We start from the raw sequence: 25641 nt of genomic DNA on the forward strand, positions 1-25641 counted from the left end.
TAGCAATACAATAGTATTATGCAACGGTTAATGAGTTCTCAAAAATATTTTTTGATATTTTACCAATGATTTCTCCTTTAACTTGTACAAATACGTCTTCTTTATCTTTAATCAATTGTAGCCTTCCTTTGAAAATAGAAGAGCATTCATTGGTGATGAATTGATTAAGTTTTTTTCTGTTTTCAATTCTGCAAACGAACTCCTGCTCATCTTTGATAACTACTAAACGAATCTTTTCTTTATGAGGAAGCACATTCAATGTAAATGAGGAATTTAGGGATATATTCATGATTTCAATTTTAACATCGTTTTAAACTATTAATAACTCAGACCAATTTAAATTTTGAGGTAATGATTTTCTACTAAATTCTATGTGCAAAACTCTTCGCTTTTTATTATTCGTCGTTCTATTTGAGGCATGTAAAAGCAATGGTTTCATAAACATTATTCCTCCTTTTTTTACCGAACAAATAGTCTCAGTTTCAACTGCCCAATCAATCGTTTCAGGTTTATAAATTCCCTTTAAGTGAGATGTTGGTACTATTTTTAATGCTCCATTGGCTTCATCAGTATCGTCAAGGTGAATACGAATAGTAAAATTATCCTCAAGTATATCAATTGGCGGATGTACCGCAAATTGGTTTTGTTTGTTTGTCCAAAGGTCAAATCCTTCAATCTCTACTTTTTTATCTACAGATATTGTTAAATCTTGATGATAAGCAACGAACCAGTTGGAATCTTCTGGTTTATCGAAATAAATAGATTTCACCACAAAATAGTCAGTATCAAATATTTCAGTAATAATTTGTCTCAACTTAGCCGAAAAAATTATTTTGACCGAATCAGGGACTTCTTTAAAGAACTGTCGGATAGCAAATAAATCTTTTGTTTTTCTAAAAGTATCTTTTATGGTGCCTACTTGTTCGATATGCGACAATAAATTGTTGATTTCTTCGTCACTAAAAACATTATCAAGAATAGCAAAACCATCATTATTGATTTTGTTATAAATACTTAGATTCATGTTAAACTTAATAGCTTATATTAACAAATACCAATTATAAAATGGCAAAAGTATGAGATTGAATTTTCAATGACTATAAAAATATGTTTTATAATCATTGAAAACAAAAAAGATTCTGAGTAGATTTCAAGTTGTTATTACAAATTGCCTTAATCTTTCCAGTATGAAAATTTCGCGAATCCCGTCAAAAAAGATATTTTTAATATTTTTAGTTTTATTGGGCTGGTTTGCCTTGATTCTCCAATATTATTTATTGATAACAAACAAAAAAGCAGATATTTCAGAATTAACGATTAGGTTTTTTAGCTATTTTACTGTCCTTAGCAACCTCCTCGTTTCAATGAGTGCCACAGTATTATTGTTAAAGCCAAATATTGCATTGACAAACTTTTTGTCACTTCCCAAGACATTAACAGCCACCACAGTCTATATCGTTATTGTCAGCATAATTTATAATACGATACTACGCTTTATATGGCATCCAGAAGGCTTATTGAGGGTTGCAGACGAATTACTCCATTTAATTATACCTCTAATTTTTTTTATCTATTGGCTCGTATATGTCAAGAAAGACGAACTCCAATGGAGTGATTTTCTACCTTGGTTAATTTTTCCTTTCCTCTATATGATTTTTATTTTATTAAGCGGAGCTTTCTCGGGTTTCTATCCATATCCATTTTTTAATGTTATTCAGCTTGGCTATCTGAAAGTAATTATCAATGCCTCCTTTATAACCCTCGTCTTTATAATGGTTTCTTTCCTATTTATAGGCATTGGTAAGCTAATGACTAGAAATGTAGCCTTGAAATAAGTAGTATGATAGAAACATTGTAATCAGGCTTTTTGTAACTTCGCCCCAAAATATTTCATCTATGAAAAACGTCATCCATCGTATATTACTAAATCTTGTTTTCCTTGGTTCATTGTTATGCTCTTTTGTGAGTTTTGCTCAACAAGAACAATTATATATTACCTATCCGTTGATGCCGCTGAATGTAAATCCAGCTTATGCGGGCAGTCGCGAGGTAGTAAGTATGGCAGTACTGTATCGCCGTCGCCCGTTATTTAGTACAGTAGGTGCGGCCGCTACTAATCAACAGTATTTCAATTTTGATATGCCCATTGCTCAAGATAAAATGGCGATAGGTTTTCAAGCATACAGTGCTGATCAATTGATTGGTAACAATACAGGCGGTATTATAGGAAACTTAGGATTATACGGAGACTTCGCCTATCGTTTTACCTTACCCAATGACGGCAAATTAGCATTAGGCGTACAGGCTGGTGTTACGCAAGTGCCCGCATATATCTCATCAAGTGGTGGAGGTGTTGGTACGACAGGATTTAATTCAAGTGTTGGCTTGGGGATTTATTACCATAATGATGATTATTACGCAGGTATTTCTTTATTGAATTTGAATGCCAATAAAAATGAATTCAACCAACCTTCGTTTATTACAGCAGGATATGTTTTTGATATCGATGATGACCTTCAGTTGAAGACGGGGATACTTGTCAGAAGGCTTTCAAACAACTATACTACCCGAACAGATGTTGACCTTAATGCAACAGCATGGATTAATAAGCGTTTTGGATTAGGAGTGTGGTATCAAAATACAGGGTCTGAATTTTCAAATAATGCTTTTTTAGGCTCTTTACAAATTCAATTCAGTAAAATTCAGCTTGGATATGCTTATGACTTTACGGGTAATTCAAATGGGGCAGTCGGGGCTAAAGAAGGCTTTCATCAGATAATGTTACGCTATGAATTTGATTCAGGCAATGGTAAATCGGGTGTTTTTAGATATTTCTGAAATAATCTTGCTATCTAAACGAGCGTTTATTATCTATAAAAGCACTGGAATATATCGAAAACCTAAAAAAGCTTAACCAATAGTATAAAATAATTAACTTTTGAAGTTATTATTGTACTTTGTAAAGAAACGTACCCTTTTAGAATCATTAAAAGCTGTGCTATATAAATTTGGCATTCTTTCAATAAAAAACAAATAATTTTTATGTTTTAATTTGAAAGCTTAGCTTAACTTTGCCGTTAGAATAGAATAAGAACAAAAAAGAAACAAATAACGATAGTCCCAATTCTGGTTACGTCACATTATAATGGATCAATTTTCATACATTGCCAATGCTGATACGGCAGCGATTTCTGACCTTTATGAGTCATATTCAAAAGACCCTAATTCGGTAGATACAAGTTGGCAAAACTTTTTCAAAGGTTTTGATTTTCACGCAAATTGGAGTGACTCTGAAGGGGTGGCCAATGGTATAAAAAGTGAAGGCATTTCTTCGCCTGATACTTCAAACGTTCAGAAAGAAATGGCTGTAATTAGTTTAATTAAAGCCTTTCGTTCTCGTGGACACCTTCTAGCAAAAACCAATCCGATTCGTAATCGAAAAAACCGTCAGCCCCGTTTAGATTTGAAAGATTATTCTCTTTCAGAAGCTGATTTAGATACTAATTTTCAAGCTGGAAATTTCTTAGGCATCGGTGCTGTTTCTTTACGTAAGATACTAGAATCGCTTAATAAGATTTATGCAGGTTCTATCGGTTTTGAATATGCATATATCCGTGAGCCAGAAGTGAAAGAATGGCTACGTACTAAAATCGAAAGAGAAGCCTTATCGTTCAATCCTTCTATTGATGAAAAGAAACAAATCTTAACAAAACTGAACGAAGCAGTAGTTTTCGAGAACTTCTTGGGAACCAAATACTTAGGTCAAAAACGTTTTGGTTTGGAAGGTGGCGAGAGTACGATTCCTGCATTGGATGCTATCATCAACCGTTCAGCAGAATTAGGCGTGAAAGAAGCCATGATAGGGATGGCACACCGTGGTCGTTTGAATGTGCTTGCCAACATTATGCACAAGTCTTACGATGCTATTTTTGATGGTTTTGAAGGTAATCTTCCTGACCAAATTCATGGCGATGGTGACGTGAAATATCACTTAGGATATTCTTCAAAACATATTTCTCCGTCGGGTGTTGAAATTTCTTTGAAATTAGCTCCAAACCCTTCACACCTTGAGGCTGTAAATCCTTTGGTAGAAGGTTTTTGTCGTGCTAGAGCAGATGCTCACTACGAAGGAGATTACGATAAAATTTTGCCAATTTTGATTCATGGTGATGCCGCCGTTGCTGGTCAGGGTATTGTTTATGAAGTAACCCAAATGGCAAAGCTAAAAGGTTACGAAGTAGGTGGAACTATCCACTTTGTGATTAATAACCAAGTAGGGTTTACAACAGACTTTGAAGATGCTCGTTCGTCAATCTATTGTACAGACGTTGCTAAAATCATTGATGCACCTGTATTCCACGTAAATGGTGATGACCCTGAAGCGGTAGTTTTTGTATCTAAAATGGCCGCAGAATTCCGTCAACAATTCAACCGTGATGTGTTTATTGATATGGTTTGTTACCGTAGAAATGGCCATAACGAATCTGACGAACCTCGCTTTACTCAGCCAACACTTTATGCAAATATTACGAATCACTTAAATCCAAGAGAGTTATATACTCAGAAATTGATTGCTAGGGGTGATATCGATGCAAAATTGGCTTCAGAGATGGATTCTGAGTTCAAGAGTGAATTACAAGCTCGTTTAGATTTAGTAAAACAAAAAATTCGTCCTGAATACCATCCTTTAAAATTGGATAACCGTTGGGCTGAATTACGTTATGCTAATCTAGCAGATTTTGATAATTCTCCGAAAACAAGTATTTCAAAAGAAGCTATCGATAAAATTGCTGCATCGCTTTCAAAATTGCCTGCTGGTTTTACAGCCTTGAAGCAAATTGAAAAAGTATTAGCAGATAGAAAGGGATTCTTTGAAAATGGTATATTGAACTGGGCAACTGCTGAAGCATTGGCTTACGGTTCGTTATTGTTGGAAGGCAAACCCGTAAGAGTATCAGGACAGGATGTACAGCGCGGAACGTTCTCGCACCGTCATGCTGTTTTACATGATGCCAATACCAATGAATCATATACTTCTTTAAATTATATTGAGGAAGGACAAGAGCAATTACAAATTTTTAACTCATTATTGTCAGAATATGCAGTATTGGGTTTTGAGTTTGGTTATGCTTTAGCAAACCCTGATACATTGGTTATTTGGGAAGCTCAGTTTGGGGATTTCTCAAATGGTGCCCAAACAATGATTGACCAATTTATTGCTTCTTGTGAGTCTAAATGGGGAACAATGAATGGTTTGGTAATGCAGTTACCACATGGTTATGAAGGTCAAGGACCTGAGCATTCAAACGCTCGTCCAGAAAGATATTTACAATTAGCAGCCGAAGAGAATATAGTAGTAACAAACCTTACTACGCCAGCTAACCTTTTCCATGCTTTGCGTCGTCAATTAGCTTGGGAATTCCGTAAGCCATTGGTGATGATGTCTCCAAAATCATTGTTCCGTCATCCAAAAGTAGTTTCACCAATCAGTGATTTTACAGATGGGAAATTTGAAGAAGTTTATGGAGATACTTTTGTAGAAGCAAAAAAAGTGAAGAAAGTATTGCTTTGTAGCGGTAAAGTTTATTTTGATTTGTTAGACAAACAAGCTAAAGATAACCGTACAGATGTAGCCATCATTCGTGTAGAGCAATTACAACCATTCCCTACTACAAAAGTTCAGGCAGAGATAGATAAATATCCTAAAGCAAAAGTGTACTGGGTACAAGAAGAACCAGAAAACATGGGATATTGGTCATTCGTTATTCGCGAATTTGGCTGGAAACCATTTGAAGGCTTAGTAGCACGTAAAAAATCAGCTTCGCCTGCAACAGGTTTCTTAAAAGTTCATAATGAAGAACAAGCTGCATTAATAGAAAGAGCATTCGCGTAAAAATAAATTTGTTGGTTACTCATGCTTGAATGGGTAACCAACTTTTATTAATTCATAGGGTTACCAGTGTTTTAGATTAAACAAGTTTTAGAGACAACGCTTGTAATTCATCAATCAACTTAAATTATAGTAACTAAGTATTTTAATCATATAGTTTTGGTTTTTAGAGATATCATCAATTCTAAAATCTAAATTCTAAATTATAAATTCAGAATATGGCAATTGAAATGAAAGTACCGCCAGTAGGCGAGTCAATAACAGAGGTAACTATCGCCGCTTGGAATAAAAAAGACGGAGATACTGTTAAAATGGATGAAGTTTTGTGTGAACTAGAATCAGACAAAGCCACTTTTGAACTCCCAGCCGAAGCTGAAGGCGTCTTGAAAATCGTTGCTAAAGAAGGTGATACTTTACCGATTGGTGCTGTTATATGTATTATTGAAACAGTAGGGGGACAAGTTGCTCCTGCTCCAGCAGAGCCTGCTCCAGCTACTCAAGAAGCAAATGCGCCTGCACCTTCTGCTCCAGCTCAAGCACCAGTAGCTAATACAGAAGCTCCAAAAACGATTGAAATTAAAGTTCCTGCCGTCGGAGAATCAATTACAGAAGTAACGGTTTCTTCATGGAACAAAAAAGAAGGAGATTCAGTAAACATGGACGAAGTATTATGTGAACTAGAATCAGATAAAGCAACTTTTGAACTTCCTGCTGAAGCAACAGGAACATTACATATTGTAGCCGAAGCAGGTACTACCTTGCCAATCGGTGGAATAGTAGCCACTATCACTATAGGTGCTGGTCAGGCTGTAGCGACTTCTGCACCAACGGCAGCTCCTACTGCACCAGAAGCACCAGCTTCAAGCGCATCAGCTACTAGTTATGCAGCAGGCCATGCTTCGCCAGCGGCAGCTAAAGCATTAGCAGAAAAAGGTATCGACCCAGCAAATGTTCAAGGTTCTGGTGTAGGTGGACGTATTACGAAAGAAGATGCACAATCAGCACAAAAACCAGTAGCTGTGCCAACGCCTGCTCCTGCTAAAGCGTCTGAGCCAGCTCCAGTAGCAGCTCCATCAACGTCAGGTAGAGGAGAAAGAACGGAGAAAATGACTTCTTTACGTAAGACAGTAGCCCGTCGTTTGGTTCAAGTGAAAAACGAAACAGCGATGTTAACTACTTTCAACGAAGTAGACATGAAACCAATCATGGATCTTCGTGGCAAATACAAAGATAAATTCAAAGAGAAACACGGTGTTGGTTTAGGCTTTATGTCATTCTTTACCAAAGCAGTTTGTGTAGCTTTAAAAGAATTCCCAGCAGTGAATGCTTCAATTGATGGAGACTCAATCGTTTTCCATGATTATTGCGATATTTCAATTGCGGTTTCTGCTCCAAAAGGTTTAGTAGTTCCTGTTATCAGAAATGCAGAACAATTATCTTTAGCAGGTATTGAGTCAGAAGTAATTCGTTTGGCTGTAAAAGCAAGAGATAATAAATTGACTTTACCAGAAATGACTGGTGGAACATTTACGATTACTAACGGTGGTGTATTTGGTTCGATGTTATCAACGCCAATTATCAATGCTCCTCAATCAGCTATTTTAGGGATGCACAATATCGTAGAACGTGCTGTTGTAGTTGGTGGACAGATTGTAGTTCGTCCGATTATGTACATTGCTCTTTCTTATGACCACAGAATTATCGACGGTAGAGAATCAGTTTCATTCTTAGTAAGAGTAAAACAACTTCTTGAAGACCCAACACGTCTATTGTTAGATGTATAGCATTTTATAAATCAATTGAGACACCTTAAAGTGTCTCAATTGATTTAATAATATATAATCTTTTTCTACTCAATGTCTAACTACGAATATTCGACCTATAGTATTTCTATCAATAGTGAAGAACCAGAATGGGATGAATTAGAAGAAATTGACGAAAAGTTTCTTGCAGAAACACTTAATAAAGCAGCTAGAAACGGATGGGAACTTGTTAGTATTATTCCTGTTGTAGTAAAAGGAACTACTGTTCAAATAGTAATAACTTATAAAAGAACAGTACTGTACTAAATGCTTTTTCTTGTTAATCAAAAATCAATTTAAGTAATAAAACCTGATGGCCAACAGCTAATCACTGAATGCCAAAAGTTAATAATATGCAATACGACGTAATAGTAATCGGTTCTGGGCCGGGTGGCTATGTAGCTGCAATCCGTGCCGCACAATTAGGCAACAAGACTGCCATCATTGAGAAATATTCAGTTTTGGGAGGTACTTGCCTTAATGTAGGTTGTATTCCTTCAAAAGCTCTTTTAGATTCTTCAGAGCATTTTCATAATGCAGCGCATACTTTTGCTGACCACGGTATCGAAATCTCTGCTCCAAAAATTAATATCGAGCAAATGATTAACCGTAAGGCAGGTGTTGTGAAGAAAATGAATGACGGGATTAATTTCTTGATGAAGAAAAACAAGATTACTGTTCATAATGGTTTAGGGTCATTCGTTGACAAAAACACCATTAATGTTGCTAAGGCTGACGGTACTTCTGAACAGATTACGGGTAAAAATATTATTATTGCTACGGGTTCTAAACCAACAGCATTGCCTTTTATTCCTATTGATAAAAAGAGAGTAATTACTTCAACGGAAGCCTTGAACTTACAAGAAGTTCCAAAACATCTTGTAGTAATTGGTGCTGGGGTAATCGGAGCAGAGTTAGGTTCGGTGTATGCTCGCTTGGGTGCTAAAGTAAGTTTTGTTGAATTTGCTGATTCGATGATTCCTACGATGGATAAAACGATGGGTAAAGAATTACAAAAATCGATTAAGAAATTAGGTGCTGAGTATTATTTCTCTCATAAAGTTACGAGTGTTGTAAACAATGGAGACGATGTAACGGTAACAGCTAAAAATAGTAAAGACGAAGACGTACAAATTACAGGCGACTATGTGTTGGTTTGTATCGGTCGCCGTCCATATACTGATGGCTTGAATCTTGAAGCAGCAGGTTTAACAACTGAGCGTGGTAAGATTGAAGTAGATGAGCATACTTTGCAAACAAAAGTACCAGGAATCTATGCGATTGGTGATGTGATTCGTGGAGCAATGTTAGCACACAAAGCGGAAGAAGAAGGTGTTTTTGTAGCAGAGACTATTGCAGGACAAAAACCACACATCAACTATAATTTGATTCCAGGCGTTGTATATACTTGGCCAGAAGTAGCTTCTGTAGGTAAAACTGAAGAAGAATTGAAAACGGCTGGAAAGGCTTATAAAGTAGGTTCGTTCCCATTCAAAGCGTTAGGTCGTGCTACGGCATCTGGTGATACTGACGGCTTAGTGAAAGTATTAGCTGATAAGGCTACTGACGAAATATTAGGCGTACACATCATTGGCGCAAGAGCAGCGGATATGATTGCCGAGGCTGTAGTAGCCATGGAATATCGTGCTAGTGCAGAAGACGTAGCAAGAATGTCTCACTCGCACCCAACTTATACCGAGGCGATGAAAGAAGCTTGTTTAGCAGCGACTGAAAACCGTGCAATTCATTCTTAATCTAAGAATAAATGATAAAAATCAAAGGCTTGGAGGGTTGTCCCTCCAAGCCTTTTTTATTAGCTTTGGGAAATAAACCAATAATAATCATGGAAAAACCGTTTGTAAGTTTTTTTACTTTAGTGAGAATTTCAATAATTTTTATTTCAATGGTGTGTCTGAATGGCTGTAGCCAAAAGAAAAACGAAGATAGTAAGATAGATTCGAGTACAAATGCTAAGCGACATTCAAAAATTATTGCAAGACCAGATACCATTCAAGAACTATATTTAGAGGATATTTTAGCTTGTGTGAATTTTGAGGGGCTTACTAAAAAGTATGCAGCAGAGAATGTCAAGAAAGACGTAATAGTAGAAACTGGCGAAGGACAGTTTAAAATAACAAAGCTTTATCCTGATACTGAAAAAGAAGTAGAAGTTTATTGGAAAGACGGCAAGGAATATCAGCAGATTCAGGATGTAATGATACGAGTGCGTTATACGAAAGATGAGAAAACAGATTTTAGTTCGCCTTGGAGTTCAAAAAATGGCATTCATTTAGGGATGAAACTAGCTGAAATTGTTCAGTTAAATGGCAAAACGTTTACAATTACTGGCTTTGGATGGGATTTAGGAGGAAGCGTAGTAAGTTGGGAAGGAGGAAAGCTCGCGGGTAAAAATATCAATGTTCGCTTTAATGATTTTTCAGATGATAATGGAGGATTGACTCCGCAGGAATTTAATGCTATTTCAGGCGAGATGGAATTTGATGTTTTGCATTCGTCTATCACCAAGTTGAACCCTTCTGTTGACCAAATTTCTGTTTTTATTAAACCAGCAATCACAAAAGACCAAGGACAAAAAATGGTAAAAGAAGTAGAAGCTAAGCAGATGAAGAAGTAGGGGTAAGCTTTTAGCTTTTAGCTTTGAGAAGTGAGCTTTGAGCTTTTGAATGTGCACAATACCGAATAGTTATCTTATAGTATTAATCTTCCCTTTCTATTAGGGTGCGACTTAAGTCGCACCCTAATAGAAATTATATCTCAAAGCTCACTTCTCAAAGCTGAAGGCTCATAGCTGACCGCTATTTAAGCTTCTCATTCTCCAAATGCCGAGTAGCATCACGTTTTGTTTTCTTGTCTAGGTTTTTTTGTAAAGCTTCTGTCAAATTGATACCTGTTTGATTCGCCAGACATATTAACACGAACAATACATCCGCCATTTCATCCCCTAAATCTTTAGCCTTGTCTGATTCCTTTTCAGACTGTTCTCCATATCTACGAGCAATTATTCTTGCTACTTCGCCTACCTCTTCCGTAAGCATTGCCATATTGGTCAGTTCATTGAAATAACGAACGCCAATGGTTTTTATCCAATTATCAACCGTGTTTTGTGCTTCTTCGATAGTCATTTTTGATGCAGTGTTTTACTGAAAAAACTACCCATAAAACCTCCAAACAAACAAGGAAGAGGTGAAATATAAGTAGAGAATTGATTGATATTAGGAAATTTTGCTTCTATTCCTAAAAACTGGGCAAGATAAAAACCAGCAAAAATTCCGACTATTAATTGAATCGCCGAAATCCAACCTTTTTTGGGTTCTAAGTAACCAATTACTAAAGCCGAAAGTAGGATAACAAAAAGAGGCCAATGTACTACATCAGCATTCAGATTTACTGCTATAATCACCAAAGTGGCAGCAATCGTTACAATAGTATTGCGTATCATTTTAAAAAGACTAAATTTTATGCTTGGAATCTATCACAATTGTAACAGGACCATCATTGATAAGCGATACTTTCATATCTGCCCCGAATTCGCCTGTTTGTATATTTTTGCCTAAATCTTTCGATAACTGTTGTATCATTTGTTCGTACAAAGGAATAGCAACCTCTGGACGAGCCGCCTCAATAAAACTTGGTCTGTTACCCTTTTTAGTACTAGCGTGTAATGTAAATTGACTAATTAGCAAAATATCACCATTTATAGTATTTAGGTCAAGATTCATTTTTCCTTCTTCATCAGAGAAAATTCTCATGCCAACAATTTTCTTAGAAAGCCATTCTACGTCTTCCAAAGTATCTGCATGAGTAATCCCTAATAATATCAAAAAGCCAGTTTGGATACTCCCTTTTATATTCCCCTCTATTTTTACCGAAGCCTCAGCAACTCTTTGTATAACTGCAATCATAATCTACATCAAGAAAAAAACAATTAATAAATAAATGCCATAGCCTAAAAGGTCGTTGGTGGTGGTGATAAATGGCCCCGAAGCAATGGCTGGATTAATCTCAAATTTATTCAGTACCAAAGGAGTAATTGTACCCATGAATGATGCCAATAAAACAACTGCAAATAATGATAAAGATACCGTAAGGGATAAATGAACATTGGCGCCATCTACTGCTAATGAACCTATAAAAGCTACTACACCAGCGATAAAAGCATTTAATAAAGCTACTTTTAAAACCTTCCACAGACGTTCCCTTAAAGGAATATCGATACCAGATTTATCGGCTAAACTTTGTACAATCAGTGAAGAGGATTGGATTCCTACGTTTCCACCTGTTGAACCAATTAAAGGAATAAAGGCAGCTACGGCGGCTGTGATTTCAATAATATTACCAAGTGTATCAATGAGTTTTGCTGCAATAAAGCTCCCGAACATACCTGCAATTAACCAAGGCAAACGAGAACGCACCAATAGCCAAACGCTATCGTCTTCTTCTACGTCTTCCGAGATACCAGTCATCGCTTGAACATCCTCTTGAGCAGACTCAGTAATAAAATCGACCACGTCATCAATGGTAATTCTTCCTAGCAAACGTCCTTGAATATTTACAACTGGCACAGCATCCAAATCGTATTTCTGCATTACATCGGCAACCTCTTCGCCTGTGGCGGTAGTTTTTACAGAAACAATATCTTCATCATATATATCCGATACTTTGGCCCCTCTTTTAGCAAGAATTATTCTTTTTAAAGATACTCTGCCTAATAGAATACTTTCATCATCAACCACATAGACGGCAGATACGTTTTCTACATCCTCGGCTTGTCTTCTTATTTCTTCAATACATTCAGTGATTGACTGCTTTATGTTGATTTTGATTAACTCTTTTTGCATCAAACCACCCGCAGAGTCTTCGTCATAGTGCATCAAATCGTTCACAAAACGAGCTTGCTCTCTGTCTTTCAACAAACCGATAATATCTTCGGAAATATCTTTAGGTTGTTCGTTCAGAATATCAACGGCGTCATCTGAATCCAACACGTCAATGTATTCCGCAATTTCCTTTGCTGTAAAATTCTTGAGGAATTTCTTGCGATCATCAGCATCAAGATTAGTGATGATTTCAGCACCTAATTTTTTGTCTAATAACTTTACTAAATAATGAGACTCTTCACCGTTCAACTCATACAAAATATTAGTTATATCTGCTGGATATAACTCTCCCATTTCAGCGATGATTAACTCATTTTCATGCTCTGAGATGGCAGTCTGTATTTTTTCTAAGTATTCCTTTGTGAGTTCAAAAGGAGTAAGTTCAAAAGGTTGTTGATTTGTCGATTCCATGATTTTGTAGCCCCAGCAATTATTTGGATGGACTAAATAGTTAGAGGATTTTACTCAATAATCGGAGCATTATCTTCGGCTAGCCGAGTTAGTTCAAGAAAATCGGCTACAGATAATTGCTCTGCACGTTTATTTAAAAACGGATTTTCAGGTAATTGTAAGGCTCTCAAGGCATTTCTTAGTGTTTTACGACGCTGATTAAACCCCATTTTTACAATAGCCTTAAATTTACTTTCGGATACGCCCAAATCCGATACATTATTTCTTTTTAGGCGAATTACGCCAGAATTTACTTTTGGTGGTGGTGAAAATACTTCAGGCCCCAACGAAAAGCAGTACTCAATATCATAAAATGCCTGTAAGAGGACACTTAAAATACCATAATCTTTGTTGCCAGGCTTTGAAGCAATCCTTACGGCTACTTCTTTCTGAAACATACCAGCGATTTCTGGTACATAATCTTTATAGTCGAGGACTTTAAATAAAATCTGTGAAGAAATATTATATGGAAAATTGCCCACAATGCCGAATTTTTGACCATTGAAGAAGGTCGATAAATCCTGATGTAAAAAATCGGCTGAATGGATTCTTCCCTTCAATTGTGGATAATGTATATTGAGGTATTCCACCGACTCACGGTCTAGTTCAACTACCGAAGTTTGATATTCTGTATGTTGTAATAAAAATTGAGTAAGTACGCCCATTCCTGGTCCAATTTCCATCACTTGGTCATAGCCCCCATGAAGTGACATCAGCTCTACAATTTTTCTTGCTGCCTCTAAATCTCTTAGAAAATGTTGTCCTAGACTTTTTTTAGCTCTTACGTCTTTCAATGATTCTGTCGTTGGTTTTTGGATGTTAAATAATGTCAAAAAGACTAATGAATTGCTTTTATTCCTTAAAATTACGCCGTTTTTTGTACTTTTAAGATAAAATTTCGTTAAAATCGAAAAGGAAAATAACCAAGAACAAAAGCTATGCGTTGGTCTCATAAAACAAAAGAAGAATTAATCATAGAAATTCGTCACCTCAAAAAAGAATTAAGAGTATTAGAAGCCAATGAAAGAGCAGGCGAAATGCCGCCCTCAATGGCTGCTGAATTAGAAAAGGCTGTAGAGAATCTTAATTTAGTAGGGATGGTGCTGGAGGATAATGGTACGATATTGTACTGTAATGCCTTTTCTATGAGGATGTTAGGTTATCAGCCAGATGAATTGATTGGTAAAAACTTTTTTGATGTATTGGTGCCAAGTGAAGAGAAGGTGCAAAGGATAACCTCTTTTCAAGATGCCATGGAAAAAGGTGGATTGTTTGACCAAAAAGAAAGAACAATGCTTGCAAAGAGTGGGCAAGTAAAATACGTTGAACTGAATTCTACCATTTTCAATGATGCGGGTGATGATACAAGGTACTTAACAATCATTGGTGAAGATGTTACTGAACGTAGAAAAGTAGCCGAAGCTTTAGCACGTTCTAATGCTCAGTTACAAGATTTAATCACGAATACTACCGACGTAATTCAAATCACGAGTATTTCTGGGCGATTTTTGTATGTAAATAAGTCATGGTTAGAAACCATGGGCTATGAGTCGAACGAATTAGCCGCTTTAAGGTTAAAAGATATTCTTCACCCAGACTTTGCCAAAGATGCCCTTGAGAAATTTGAGAAGGTAAAAAATGGTGTCAATATTCCTGATTTTGAGGTAGTTTTTAGAAGAAAAGATGGTCGCCGACTTTATTTAGCAGGTTCGGTTAACTGTCGTTTTGAGAAAGACGTACCTACTGCTTTTCGCTGTATTTTTCATAATTCAACGGCTAAAGTAAGGGCTGAGCGAGCATCAAAGCTATATGCAAGTATTGCACAAGCAACGATTCGTTCTACCAATTTGGATGATTTATATGTCAATATTCATAAAGAATTAGGAGAGGTAATAGACGTAAAAAACTTCTTTATCGCACAATACGATTCTGCAAAATCGTTCTTATATTTCCCTTATTATGTCGATGAATATTTTGATAGTCGAGTGAATTTTACCAAACGAAAGTTGGGGAATGGACTAACAGAATATGCCATTGCAGCCAACAGACCTTTAATTTTAAGGGATGATGACATTTTTAAATTGGCTGAAGACAAAACAATTTATTTATATGGTGTAGTACCCAAAGTGATGATTTGCGTGCCTCTGAGAATAGGGAATAAAGTAACGGGAATCATTGGCTTAAAATCGTATGAACGTCAGAATAAATATGAACAACGAGATTTAGAGTTACTTGACTTTATCTCTGGTCAGGTAGCACTAGCTATTGCCCGTAAGCAGGCAGAAGATATTTTGGCTCGTGAAACAGCTCGATTGAACGCTATTATTGAAGGTAGTTCACACTTAATGTGGTCGGTGAATCGTAAGATGTTGTTAACATCTTTCAATAAGGAATATTCTCAATTGATAGAAAACCAATTAAATCTAAAGCCACAATTGATGTTGAGTACAGAGAAAGTTGGTTTTAGAATGGTTTCTGCGGCGGATAGGAGGGTATTAGAAGAAAAATATAAAGCCGCATTTAGAGGTGAGCAACAGCATTTTGAAGTAAAGCTAGATTCGGAAGATGGTAACCCGAATTGGATAGAAATTTATCTTAATCCAATTTTCTTAAATAATGGTATGATTGAGGAGGTATCGGGGATAGGGCGAGATATAACCGATTTAAAGAAATACCAACAAGACATTGTTAAGGCAAAAGATGAAGCGGAACGTTCGTTAAAAGTAAAAGAGCGGTTTTTGGCCAATATGAGCCACGAGATTAGGACACCCATGAACGGTGTCATCGGGATGATAGACTTATTGAACGATACTGCACTGGATATAGAACAAAAAGACTATGTTCAAACCATTAAGAAATCATCAGAAACACTCTTACATATCCTAAATGATATTTTAGATTTAGCTAAAATTGAAGCAGGGAAAATGGCTTTGCATGAAGCACCAATTGTTTTCAAAGATGTTTTTGATAGATTACAAGCACTTTTCTCACAGATTGCAGCCAATAAAGGCAATAGAATTATCTGCGAATTTGGCGAGAATTTGCCAGAGTTTGTGATTGCGGATGAAACACGTCTTTTACAGATTTTGTCCAATCTTACTTCCAATGCTTTGAAATTTACCGAGAATGGAACCGTAAATATCAAGGTAAATCTGGTGCAAAAAAGAGGTAAGTTTAATAGAATACGTGTTGAGATAAAAGATTCTGGGATTGGTATTACAGAAGAAAACCTGAAAATGCTTTTCAATGCGTTTCAACAAGTGGATAATTCTACTAAAAAATCTTTTGGTGGTACAGGCTTAGGATTAGCCATTTCAAAAGAGCTTTGTCGTTTGATGAAGGGTGAAATAGGCGTTTATTCAGACTGGGGCAAAGGTTCTACTTTTTGGTTTATCATCGAAATCAAGCAAACGGATATTAGCCCAATGATGGCTAAAAAAGACGAAGTAGCATTCCAAGTTGTAGGTCATTTTAGTGATATCACGCCTTATATTTTACTAGTAGATGATAATGCAACAAACCGAAAAGTGGCAAGCGAAATCATGCGCAAAGCTGGGTGTGAAGTAATTACAGCCGATTCGGGTAAAAAAGCCATTGCTTTGGTAGAAAAATCATTAGTAGAAAAACCGTTTGACGTAATATTCATGGATATTCAGATGCCTGAAATGGATGGTGTAGAGACCACTCATCGATTAAGAGCATTATCAGATAACCTGCCACCGATTATTGCCATGACGGCTTATGCCATGCGCGAAGACCGTGACCGTTTTATGGCCAACGGGATGAATGATTATGTTCCTAAACCAATCAGGGCTGAAATATTGGTAAGAAAAGTCAGGGAATGGGTTGAAAGAGGGAACAATCACAAAAAGAACCCTATTAAAACAATTAATACGGCAGGTTCAATGAAAGCTGAGATAACCTCAGTAGCAGATGATAAATCAACTGAAAAAGTAAATCCCCCTGCTGAAATCTCACTAGATTCACTGCCTGTGCTTGATCAAGAAATTATCAAACAGCTTGCCAATAGTGTTGGCGGAGATATGAGCTTCGTGAGTTCTATTCTGGAGGGTTTTGAAGAAGAAGCCACCGAACAGATTCAGCTTGCTATTGAAGGATTTCATTCAAGCAATTGCAAACAGGTACAAAGCGAACTTCATACGTTGAAAGGTAATTCGGGAACATTAGGGGCGTCTCGTTTACACGAGATAACAAGAATTATTGAAGAAAAAGCCAAACACTGCGATTTTAGATTTTTTGAGAAGGAAATCTTGATTTTACAAGATGAGTTTGAAGCATTTAAAGAAGCCTATAAGAAGTTATAAAAAAAGGTACAATGCTTACGGCATTGTACCTATAATGTGTGTTTTAACCACTACTATTCGCTATAGAATTTTATCAGATAATTATTTTGTTGATGAAAAAAGTCAGAAAATGACCTTCCTGTAATTCAAAAAAGTTAGGCAAAATTAAAACATGTTTTCTGATATTTTCAAATTTTTTAAAATATCAGAAAAACACAATGCTAGATAATTAATTGTCTTTTAATTATTTAGCATTCTAGTTTGTATTTTTAGGGTTAGCCATGACAGAATTTATAAATTTATGAATTAAATTACTTGCTTGAAAATCTTCAATTTTAGGCTTTTCTTACTTTATCTAAAACAAAATATGCGATTAACTACTAGAATTCAACTTATGTTTATGATGTTCCTGATGTTTAGTACATGGGGAGCTTGGTACGGTCAAATGGGTAAGTATTTATTTACGTCATTACATGCTAATGGTGATCAAATAGGAAGTGCCTACGCTACTTTTTCAATTGCTTCAATTTTTGCCCCTTTTTTCGTGGGATTGATTGCTGACAGATTCTTTTCGGCACAAAAAGTAATGGGTGTTTTGAATTTATTAGGAGCCGTTATTTTATATTTCTTAATTCAAAACAAAGATGCAGATACTTTCTTTTGGTACATTTTAGCTTATACCTTGACTTTCGCACCAAATTTGGCATTGTCTAGTTCGATTGCGATGAATCAGATGAAAGACCCAGGTAAAGAATTCCCTCCAATCAGAGTATTGGGCACGATTGCTTGGATTGTAGTAACCAATATTATTGGTGCATATGAGATTGGGGATAAAGTAACGATTTTCCAAATTGCGATGTTTACCTCTATTGCTTGGGGAATTTATGCTTTTACTTTGCCAAATACGCCTCCAAAAGCTACTGGCACAGCCTCTGTTTCGCAAATATTAGGTACAGACTCGTTTGTACTTTTTAAAGATAGATCTTTCTTAATATTCTTTATATCATCGGTTTTAGTATGTATTCCATTAGCATTTTATTATGCTCATGCGAATTTATCACTTACTGAATCACACATGACTAACGTAGAGAACAAGATGTCTTTAGGACAAGTTTCTGAGGTGTTATTTATGCTTTTGATTCCTTTTGCTTTACAAAAGTTTGGTATTAAAAAGATGTTAATCGTTGGTCTTATCGCTTGGATTATCAGATTTATCTGTTTTGGTTATGGCGATGGTATTTCATCAGAATGGCTTTTATATTTAGCAATTGTATTGCATGGTGTTTGTTATGATTTCTTCTTTGTTACAGGTCAAATTTATACAGATAACAAAGCGGGTGATAAAATCAAGAACTCGGCACAAGGGTTAATTACATTAGCTACGTATGGTGTCGGAATGGGAATCGGCTCGTTTCTTTCTGGAAAAGTATTGACAAAATATACTACTGATAATGTCCACGATTGGACTTCTGTATGGATGGTACCTGCCGGTATTGCTGCCGTAGTATTAATTCTATTTGTGATATTTTTTCACGACAAAAAAACAGAAAAATTAGTGGAATAAAAGATTTTAATTACTAATTTTAATAGTCCTAGAAAATGCTTATTACTAGATAAATCTTTTGAATAATTATATCTTAAAAACATCATTAGCACAAATTAATGATAATGAAATATAAATAATATAAGATTCTGAAAACAATTTCTAGTAATAAGCGTTTATACTTAAAATGTGACAAAATTAATTTTTATTGTCCATCACTAATCTGTTCTCTTCTTTATCAAAACTATATTTTTTTAGGATTTTGCCCCTTTTTTTGATTAATCTCTTCTACAATTTTTTCAATTAGCTCTGTAAGGCGTAAGTCAGAAGAACGGAGTTTGTAAACATTATCCATTAATCTTGCACCCTTTAAACTATCATACTCAGGTGCGATAATGATAATTCTTTGCCTCCAATTATTCGGTAAAGAATCTTTGCAAGCTTTTATCCGGCATTTAAGTAATTCGGATGTTTTTTTTAGGTCATTTGGTGGCATACGAATGTCAGAGCGTTTATATTTGTACCCTACAAATTTTGTTAGACATAATTTGTTAGGCACTAGGTCGATTTTATGTATTAATTATCAATAATTTGATAATGCAAAGCTATAGTTATATGAGTATAACTCAAAATTTACATTAAATAAATCACAATAAATCAACTTTAATTATTAAAGATAAATACTAATACTTCTTGAGAATTAGATTATTTACCCAGCACAGAAATGAAAAGAATTGAGGACAGAGTAAGAGTACTAATTGTAGAAAAAGGAATGACGTTATTACAATTAGCGACTCAATCAAAAATTACGGAAGCTACTTTACATGCTATTTTAAATAGAAACGATGCAAAGTATTCTCAGTTGAAAAGAATGGCGGAAACATTGAATGTAAAAGTTGCTTATTTAACAGGTGAAACAGATATTCCTTCGATGTCTGTCGTGCAAGAATCAGAAGCTGGCTATGTTGCATTGAAAGCTGATGATGTCATTGAAATGCAAAAACAAATTATAGAGCTACAAAGTAAATTATTGATGCAAAATACTCCTAGAGAAAACTAGCTCAATGTTGGGGCATAATGATTGATAATCAGAATATTAGTTTAACAAAATATTCTGATTATCAAATATTTATCGGTTGAATCTTTCTTTCAAACGTAATAATGGCGTTTCTATAAAGCGGAAGGATAAGTCACACACAAGGACGGTTAAACCGATGGCTGACGTGTATAGAATGACGTTAAAAACAGGAAGGCTCAGGTTATTCCCCAAAAAGTAATGTATAGCATTGATACAGAATACAATAACGGCTGAATGGTAGATATAAATACCGTAAGAAATTTTACCTAAGTAATGAATAATTGGGGTTTCTAGGTTTAGGATCGTATTAGGGTTTGCGGCTACATTGATAATGAAATAGCAAAAGAAAAAGCCATGAAATTCGAGATTGAAACCCGGAATATAGACATTTGACCCAATTATCAATACTGTTATCGTGTAAACGATAATTTGAGTACTCTTTTTAAATAAGAAAGATAAAATCTTTTCTTGTTTACTAAACACTAAATAGGCTCCAATCCCTCCAATTACCATTGTTAGTATTCTAAACTGACTAAAAAATAGGGCTAGGTTTTCATAAATCTTAGCCTTGGTCGCTTCTGGTAAATCACTCAACTTTAGAAAATAGAAAGACGTACTCCCTACTATTGCTACAAATACTGCTACTACGATTAAAAATGATTTAAAAGGATTTTTCCTTTTAATAATCCATGGCCAAATGGCATAAAATTGTTCTTCAATACCTATAGACCAAGTTTGGGCACATAAATAGGGTGCTCTATAAAATACAAAACCTACATTGGGAAGGAAAAGTAAAAAGAAAGGAAGTCTTTTATAAAAATTAGCATCATAATTAAAGTCATTTCCCAGAGGGCCATAGAAAAAAGAAAATTCTGGAAAAACAAAAAACGCTAACAATACTATGATATAATACAATGGCCAAATTCTCAGGATTCGCCTGATATAAAAATCCTTCGTAGAAATGTCCCCTCTTCTATTTTTTTCACTCAACAAAAGGTAGGTAATCAAAAAGCCACTTAATACAAAAAATAAACCTACGCCCAACTTCCCCATATTTTTTAAGATAAAGAAATCATAAAAATTTTCAAGACCCATCAAATATTTTATTTGTTCTGTATGATGGATGAGTACTGAAAAAGCGGCAATAAATCGAACTCCATTTAAATTAGGGAAATAAACTGATTGATGAGATTTTTGCATTATTTGCTTTAAGATTGATTAGTTTTAATAATGTAAGTATAGTTGAGTCCAAGTATTTTTGAAAAGTACTATCGAACTATTTTATATATAAACCAAGTCTCGTTATGATTGTGTGAAGGATTTAAAACGTAAGCAATGTTATCTATAAAACTTGGTTCTATGTCAGTATCGTGCTGTAAGTTGGGGAATATTTTTTTCATCATCGCAAGCCTTGCTTCCAAATCTGCCGAGCCCACTAAAATTAAATAGTTGGGATATGCCTTTTTACCCGATTTAAGCTCGTTTGGCAACTCTTCTAGTTTTTTAGGAGTATCTATATCGTAATAGTCTAATCGTCTGTTTAAATAAAAGATAGCCACTGGTTGCGAAGCCTGAAAGTTTTGCACAACAAAATTCTGAAGATCACCTTTTTCTCTGAAATAGTTCATACTTTCTACCCTCGAACGTTTAGTGTAGGTTACCGAAAGAATACAAAGTAAAACAGTGTTGAGGACAATAAACCAATAGACCAGTACCTTAGTCGTATTCCTGAACCATGCTTTGTTTTGCAATGTTTCGTAAATGTCTCTGAAGCCGATTACCCCCAATATCAAGAAGAAAGGAATAAAAGGCAGGATGAATCTTTCTTGTTTATTAGGATAATAAGAGTGAAAAGCAAAGAAAAATAACGAAGCCAAAAACAACATTCGTCTATTGCCAGCTTGGGTGGCTGTTTTGAAATAACCCGCAAAAAACATTAATGACGATAAGGCCAAAGTTAAACCCGCCATTGTTCCGATATACCTATGCCAAGGACCATTAGGGTAAATCTCAATATTTTTTGCATCAGCATTGAACGTGAAATAAGCTTTGATAGAAGCAATAGGACTGCCCCAATATACATAATCAAAAATTCCTTGCGTGAGTAAATAAAAAAGGATGCATCCGAATCCAAATAGTATGGCTTTTTGCCATTGATTTTTAGTCAACAGCCAAGTTAAACCAATTGTAAAAGGAATAAATACAATTTGATAACGGAATACAAAAGCGATGACAAACCAAAAAGCTGCCCAGAGAACAGATTTGTTATCTAATTTTGGTTTGACAGCATAATAACAGGCAATCAATAAAGGAGGAATACAAACAAATTCTCTTAGATTTCTAACCGACATAAATGGGAATACCCAAAATACAGCTAACAATAGCCCAACGATTTTTGCATCATTTTTTCGGTTACTTAGGCGTTCCGTCAGTTTATAACCATAATAAATACTTAATAACGAGAAAAGGCTATTGACGATTCTTGCGAATAACATTTTTGTTTCTGGATTGGTTGTACCAAACCATTCACAAGTAGCAAAAATCAAATAATGGATATAGGGATATATTAAACTGAACAGATAGGCTTCACCATTTACTAAAAAATCTTGTGTAAAGGGAGAGTCAATTTTGTCGAGCAAATTTTGTGCAAGCACAACTACTTCATAATGGTCGTCTGTAAAAGCATATCCTTTAGAAAAAATAATAGATAATACCCTGAAAAAGAGACCAATAAGTAATATCTTCTTAAGATTTAAAGCATCTAAGTATTGTTGCATAATGTAATTGCCTAAATTGTCGTGCAAAATTAGACATTTTAAGAGCAAAAAGAAAGCTGATTAAGCATCAAGCAAAATTCTGAATGTAGTACCTTTATTTAATTCTGAATGTTTTACAAATAATTTACCATCATGGTATATTTCAATAATACGTTTTGCCAACGTTAACCCTAAGCCCCAACCTCTTTTTTTAGTACTAAAGCCTGGATTAAACACCTTGCTGACATTTTGTTTAGAAATACCTTTGCCACTATCGCTAATGTCGATGGCAATTTTATTGTTTTTGGTTTCAGATAAGGTGATTTTTAAAGAGCCAACGCCCCCCATGGCATCAACGGCATTCTTACAAATATTTTCGATTACCCATTCAAATAAGTAGCGATTGATATTAACGGTTTGTTTTTCGTTAAGTTGATTATCAAATGAAAAAATAATTTTTGTAGAAATCCTTTTTTGCAAATACGACATAAAGGTCTCTATTGTTTCGATGATGTTTTCTGGTTTTAATACTGGAATAGACCCAATGTTTGAAAAACGAGTTGTGATAATATCTAATCGGATAACGTCTTTTTCTAATTCCTTAACGATTTCGGGGTCATAAGTTGGGTCATTTTTGAAATATTCAACCCATGCTGTAAGAGAAGAAAGGGGAGTACCTAATTGATGAGCAGTTTCTTTCGCCAAACCTACCCAAACTTGATTTTGTTCTGAACGCCTCGAGGCATCAAAAAACAGGTAGGCTGCTAAGCCAAAGACTAATACTACTGCTAATTGAAAAAGGGGGTAGTAACGAAGCAAATCTAATAAACGAGAATTGCCATAATAAATATATTCGGTGTGGAGGGTCATGTCGAGCTCGATAGGTGGGTTGTCGTCTCTGATGATTTCCTCTAGTTTTTGCTGTAAAAATGTTTGCTGTGCTTTAGAGCTTAAGCCCTCGGGCATTTCTATGTTTCTAGCTGTTAAATATCCGTTTCCATCTTTATGAATGATAGGAATGGTATTATTCTCATTCGATTTTTTTATTTTCTCAAAGAAAAAATTTACATCCTGATTCGGGTCGCTGGTCATGGCATATTTCAGCGATTCAGCATATAATTCTATTTGCTGTTTTTCACGTTCTTCAAGCTTAGAAACGATTTTGTCAGTAAAGTATAAAGAAAATATACCGACAATCAAGCAAAACCCTAAGAAGGCTACTTTCCACCAAGTATTACGGCTATAAATATCTACAGATAAGATCATAAATAATATGCTAAATAAGCGATTTTAATATTAGGCAATTAGTTTTTTCCTTTTCCCTAACGTCAAATCTACTGCTTTATTTTTTAAAAATAAACGATAAAGTGCGGCTCATTGAGCTAATTGTTTGATAAGAAAACATTCCTCTTAACGATAATTGCCTATGGCAAACCCTGTTAATAAAACAGCTTCATAGTAAGATTGAAATAATACAATATTGATATAGAGGTTTTTAAAAAAAGGGCAATTAGAAATTGTAGCGTCATGAAAAAAATATTTAAAAAAAAATAGTTTGACGAATCCTTTTCCTCACTTTTTACGTAAGTACTCTTAAGAAATAAGATTTGTTCTCTTTTTTAAAGGTATAAGTCTATATTTTGGTGTGTTAGTGGCAGTATGGCGAGTCTTTCTGAGGTTCGCCATATTTTTTTGCTCGATTGTAATATCAAACTTTTTAATCTACTCAATTTTGATAAAAATGTTTTTATCAAAATAAGTCTAATCTTTATTCACTACAAACCCACGATTTAATAGTTCTTTAACTGTTTTAACAAAATCATGCATTATTTTAACAATTGAATTAACTTTGCAAAATCTTCTTCAAAAATATTAATCTGCTTAATCAGACTTGAAGAAATTTAAATAATATCTAAGATTAAATCAGCTTATAAAATATGCAACATTTTCTGTCGGTCAAAGATGCCATTGATGTACAAGCACTTGTAAAAGAGGCCCTATTATACAAAAAAGCTCCTTATGCAGATAAACACCTAGGTAGAAATAGAACTATGGGTCTTTTGTTTTTTAACTCAAGTCTTCGTACTCGTTTAAGTACACAACGTGCCGCTCAGAATCTTGGACTAGAGCTTATGGTAATGAATGTTGGACAGGATGGCTGGGGCTTAGAGTTTGAAGATGGTGCCATCATGAATGGTGACAAAGCCGAGCATATTAAAGAAGCTGCTCCAGTTGTGGGACAATACTGTGATATTGTGGGTATTCGTAGTTTTCCGACATTAGTAAATCGTGAAGAGGATTATTCAGAAAAAGTAATAAATCAATTTGTAAAACATACAGGTAAACCAATCGTAAGTTTGGAATCTGCTACTCGTCATCCACTACAATCGCTAGCCGATTTAATTACGATTGAGGAATTGAAAACGAAACCTCGTCCTAAAGTAGTACTTACATGGGCTCCGCACGTAAAAGCTTTGCCACAGGCTGTTCCAAATTCTTTTGCAGAATGGATGAATGCGGCTGATGTTGATTTTGTGATTACACATCCAGAAGGCTATGAGCTTGCCCCTGAATTTGCAGGCAATGCCAAGGTTACTTATAATCAAGAAGAAGCATTTAAGGATGCCGATTTTATTTATGCCAAAAACTGGTCGTCTTATGAACAATATGGGAAAATATTAAATCAAGACCCAGCGTGGATGGTGACGATGGACAAAATGAAGCTGACCAACAACGCTAAATTTATGCACTGCTTGCCAGTTCGTAGAAATATTGTAGTAGAAGATGCCGTGTTAGATTCTCATCATTCTGTAGTAGTTCAACAAGCAGGTAACAGAGTATGGTCGGCACAGGTAGTGTTGAAGCAAATTCTACTTAAAATAATCAAAGAAGAAAGTCCTTATTTATTCTAGCTTTTGTT

22 protein-coding genes are annotated in these 25641 nt (G+C 35.3%); 11 read left to right on the forward strand and 11 right to left on the reverse strand.

Annotated features, from left to right (window positions below):
- Positions 1 to 16 precede the first annotated feature (16 nt).
- Both J2Y60_RS02050 and J2Y60_RS02055 read right to left on the reverse strand, forming a co-directional pair.
- On the reverse strand, positions 17 to 289 hold the full coding sequence (locus J2Y60_RS02050; protein WP_309912239.1) for a hypothetical protein: 273 nt from the start codon (positions 287 to 289) through the stop codon (positions 17 to 19).
- A 21-nt stretch (positions 290 to 310) separates the two neighbouring features.
- Positions 311 to 1024, reverse strand: a complete 714-nt coding sequence (locus tag J2Y60_RS02055) for a phytanoyl-CoA dioxygenase family protein (protein WP_309912238.1) — start codon at positions 1022 to 1024, stop codon at positions 311 to 313.
- Between the two features lie 163 nt (positions 1025 to 1187).
- Here J2Y60_RS02055 and J2Y60_RS02060 point away from each other — a divergent pair, with 163 nt between their 5' ends.
- The 7 genes from J2Y60_RS02060 to J2Y60_RS02090 all read left to right on the forward strand — a co-directional run bounded on the left by J2Y60_RS02060 (position 1188) and on the right by J2Y60_RS02090 (position 10327).
- Positions 1188 to 1835 carry a Pr6Pr family membrane protein gene (locus J2Y60_RS02060; protein ID WP_309912237.1) on the forward strand — a complete coding sequence of 216 codons (648 nt, stop codon included), beginning with the start codon at positions 1188 to 1190 and terminating at the stop codon, positions 1833 to 1835.
- 61 nt (positions 1836 to 1896) lie between these two features.
- Positions 1897 to 2838, forward strand: coding sequence for a PorP/SprF family type IX secretion system membrane protein (locus J2Y60_RS02065; protein WP_309912235.1), 942 nt, complete (start codon positions 1897 to 1899; stop codon positions 2836 to 2838).
- A 307-nt stretch (positions 2839 to 3145) separates the two neighbouring features.
- Positions 3146 to 5893 carry a 2-oxoglutarate dehydrogenase E1 component gene (locus J2Y60_RS02070; protein ID WP_309912233.1) on the forward strand — a complete coding sequence of 916 codons (2748 nt, stop codon included), beginning with the start codon at positions 3146 to 3148 and terminating at the stop codon, positions 5891 to 5893.
- 215 nt (positions 5894 to 6108) lie between these two features.
- Entirely contained in the window at positions 6109 to 7674 is a 1566-nt protein-coding gene (gene odhB / locus J2Y60_RS02075; protein ID WP_309912230.1) for a 2-oxoglutarate dehydrogenase complex dihydrolipoyllysine-residue succinyltransferase, read from the forward strand.
- A 72-nt stretch (positions 7675 to 7746) separates the two neighbouring features.
- Complete coding sequence (locus tag J2Y60_RS02080; protein WP_309912228.1) at positions 7747 to 7959, forward strand: DUF4177 domain-containing protein; 213 nt, start codon at positions 7747 to 7749, stop codon at positions 7957 to 7959.
- A gap of 86 nt (positions 7960 to 8045) precedes the next feature.
- Entirely contained in the window at positions 8046 to 9446 is a 1401-nt protein-coding gene (lpdA, locus tag J2Y60_RS02085; RefSeq protein ID WP_309912226.1) for a dihydrolipoyl dehydrogenase, read from the forward strand.
- Positions 9447 to 9535: 89 nt separating this feature from the next.
- On the forward strand, positions 9536 to 10327 hold the full coding sequence (locus J2Y60_RS02090; RefSeq protein ID WP_309912225.1) for a hypothetical protein: 792 nt from the start codon (positions 9536 to 9538) through the stop codon (positions 10325 to 10327).
- A gap of 181 nt (positions 10328 to 10508) precedes the next feature.
- Here the strand turns inward: J2Y60_RS02090 and J2Y60_RS02095 are convergent, their stop codons facing one another.
- From J2Y60_RS02095 to rsmA, 5 genes are read right to left on the reverse strand one after another with little or no spacing between them, the layout of a single operon-like run.
- On the reverse strand, positions 10509 to 10835 hold the full coding sequence (locus J2Y60_RS02095; RefSeq protein ID WP_309912223.1) for a nucleotide pyrophosphohydrolase: 327 nt from the start codon (positions 10833 to 10835) through the stop codon (positions 10509 to 10511).
- Positions 10832 to 11152 carry a hypothetical protein gene (locus J2Y60_RS02100; protein WP_309912222.1) on the reverse strand — a complete coding sequence of 107 codons (321 nt, stop codon included), beginning with the start codon at positions 11150 to 11152 and terminating at the stop codon, positions 10832 to 10834. Before J2Y60_RS02100 ends, J2Y60_RS02095 begins: the two co-directional genes overlap by 4 nt.
- A gap of 10 nt (positions 11153 to 11162) precedes the next feature.
- A complete protein-coding gene (dtd, locus tag J2Y60_RS02105) occupies positions 11163 to 11615 on the reverse strand; it encodes a D-aminoacyl-tRNA deacylase (protein WP_309912221.1) in 453 nt (150 codons plus the stop codon).
- A gap of 3 nt (positions 11616 to 11618) precedes the next feature.
- Positions 11619 to 13001 (reverse strand): magnesium transporter, encoded by a 1383-nt coding sequence (mgtE, locus tag J2Y60_RS02110; protein WP_309912219.1) that lies wholly within the window; start codon positions 12999 to 13001, stop codon positions 11619 to 11621.
- Positions 13002 to 13051: 50 nt separating this feature from the next.
- Positions 13052 to 13834: a 16S rRNA (adenine(1518)-N(6)/adenine(1519)-N(6))-dimethyltransferase RsmA gene (gene rsmA / locus J2Y60_RS02115; protein WP_309912217.1), complete on the reverse strand. Its 783-nt coding sequence runs from the start codon at positions 13832 to 13834 to the stop codon at positions 13052 to 13054.
- A gap of 144 nt (positions 13835 to 13978) precedes the next feature.
- Here rsmA and J2Y60_RS02120 point away from each other — a divergent pair, with 144 nt between their 5' ends.
- Positions 13979 to 17365: a PAS domain S-box protein gene (locus tag J2Y60_RS02120; RefSeq protein ID WP_309912215.1), complete on the forward strand. Its 3387-nt coding sequence runs from the start codon at positions 13979 to 13981 to the stop codon at positions 17363 to 17365.
- A 346-nt stretch (positions 17366 to 17711) separates the two neighbouring features.
- Positions 17712 to 18908 carry a nucleoside permease gene (locus J2Y60_RS02125; RefSeq protein ID WP_309912214.1) on the forward strand — a complete coding sequence of 399 codons (1197 nt, stop codon included), beginning with the start codon at positions 17712 to 17714 and terminating at the stop codon, positions 18906 to 18908.
- Positions 18909 to 19131: 223 nt separating this feature from the next.
- On the opposite strand, the gene J2Y60_RS02130 is transcribed toward J2Y60_RS02125, so the two are convergent.
- Complete coding sequence (locus J2Y60_RS02130; protein WP_309912213.1) at positions 19132 to 19383, reverse strand: hypothetical protein; 252 nt, start codon at positions 19381 to 19383, stop codon at positions 19132 to 19134.
- A gap of 228 nt (positions 19384 to 19611) precedes the next feature.
- On the opposite strand from J2Y60_RS02130, the gene J2Y60_RS02135 reads away from it, so the two are divergent.
- Positions 19612 to 19947, forward strand: coding sequence for a helix-turn-helix transcriptional regulator (locus tag J2Y60_RS02135; RefSeq protein WP_309912211.1), 336 nt, complete (start codon positions 19612 to 19614; stop codon positions 19945 to 19947).
- A 69-nt stretch (positions 19948 to 20016) separates the two neighbouring features.
- On the opposite strand, the gene J2Y60_RS02140 is transcribed toward J2Y60_RS02135, so the two are convergent.
- The 3 genes from J2Y60_RS02140 to J2Y60_RS02150 form a co-directional block, all read right to left on the reverse strand.
- Positions 20017 to 21165 carry an acyltransferase gene (locus tag J2Y60_RS02140; protein ID WP_309912209.1) on the reverse strand — a complete coding sequence of 383 codons (1149 nt, stop codon included), beginning with the start codon at positions 21163 to 21165 and terminating at the stop codon, positions 20017 to 20019.
- A gap of 68 nt (positions 21166 to 21233) precedes the next feature.
- Positions 21234 to 22742, reverse strand: a complete 1509-nt coding sequence (locus tag J2Y60_RS02145) for a glycosyltransferase family 39 protein (RefSeq protein ID WP_309912208.1) — start codon at positions 22740 to 22742, stop codon at positions 21234 to 21236.
- 60 nt (positions 22743 to 22802) lie between these two features.
- Positions 22803 to 23987 carry an ATP-binding protein gene (locus J2Y60_RS02150; RefSeq protein ID WP_309912207.1) on the reverse strand — a complete coding sequence of 395 codons (1185 nt, stop codon included), beginning with the start codon at positions 23985 to 23987 and terminating at the stop codon, positions 22803 to 22805.
- Between the two features lie 671 nt (positions 23988 to 24658).
- On the opposite strand from J2Y60_RS02150, the gene J2Y60_RS02155 reads away from it, so the two are divergent.
- Positions 24659 to 25633, forward strand: a complete 975-nt coding sequence (locus J2Y60_RS02155) for an N-acetylornithine carbamoyltransferase (protein WP_309912205.1) — start codon at positions 24659 to 24661, stop codon at positions 25631 to 25633.
- Positions 25634 to 25641 lie beyond the last annotated feature (8 nt).

The sequence above is a fragment of the Arcicella sp. BE140 genome, from assembly GCF_031456255.1.
Lineage (GTDB): Bacteria > Bacteroidota > Bacteroidia > Cytophagales > Spirosomataceae > Arcicella > Arcicella aquatica.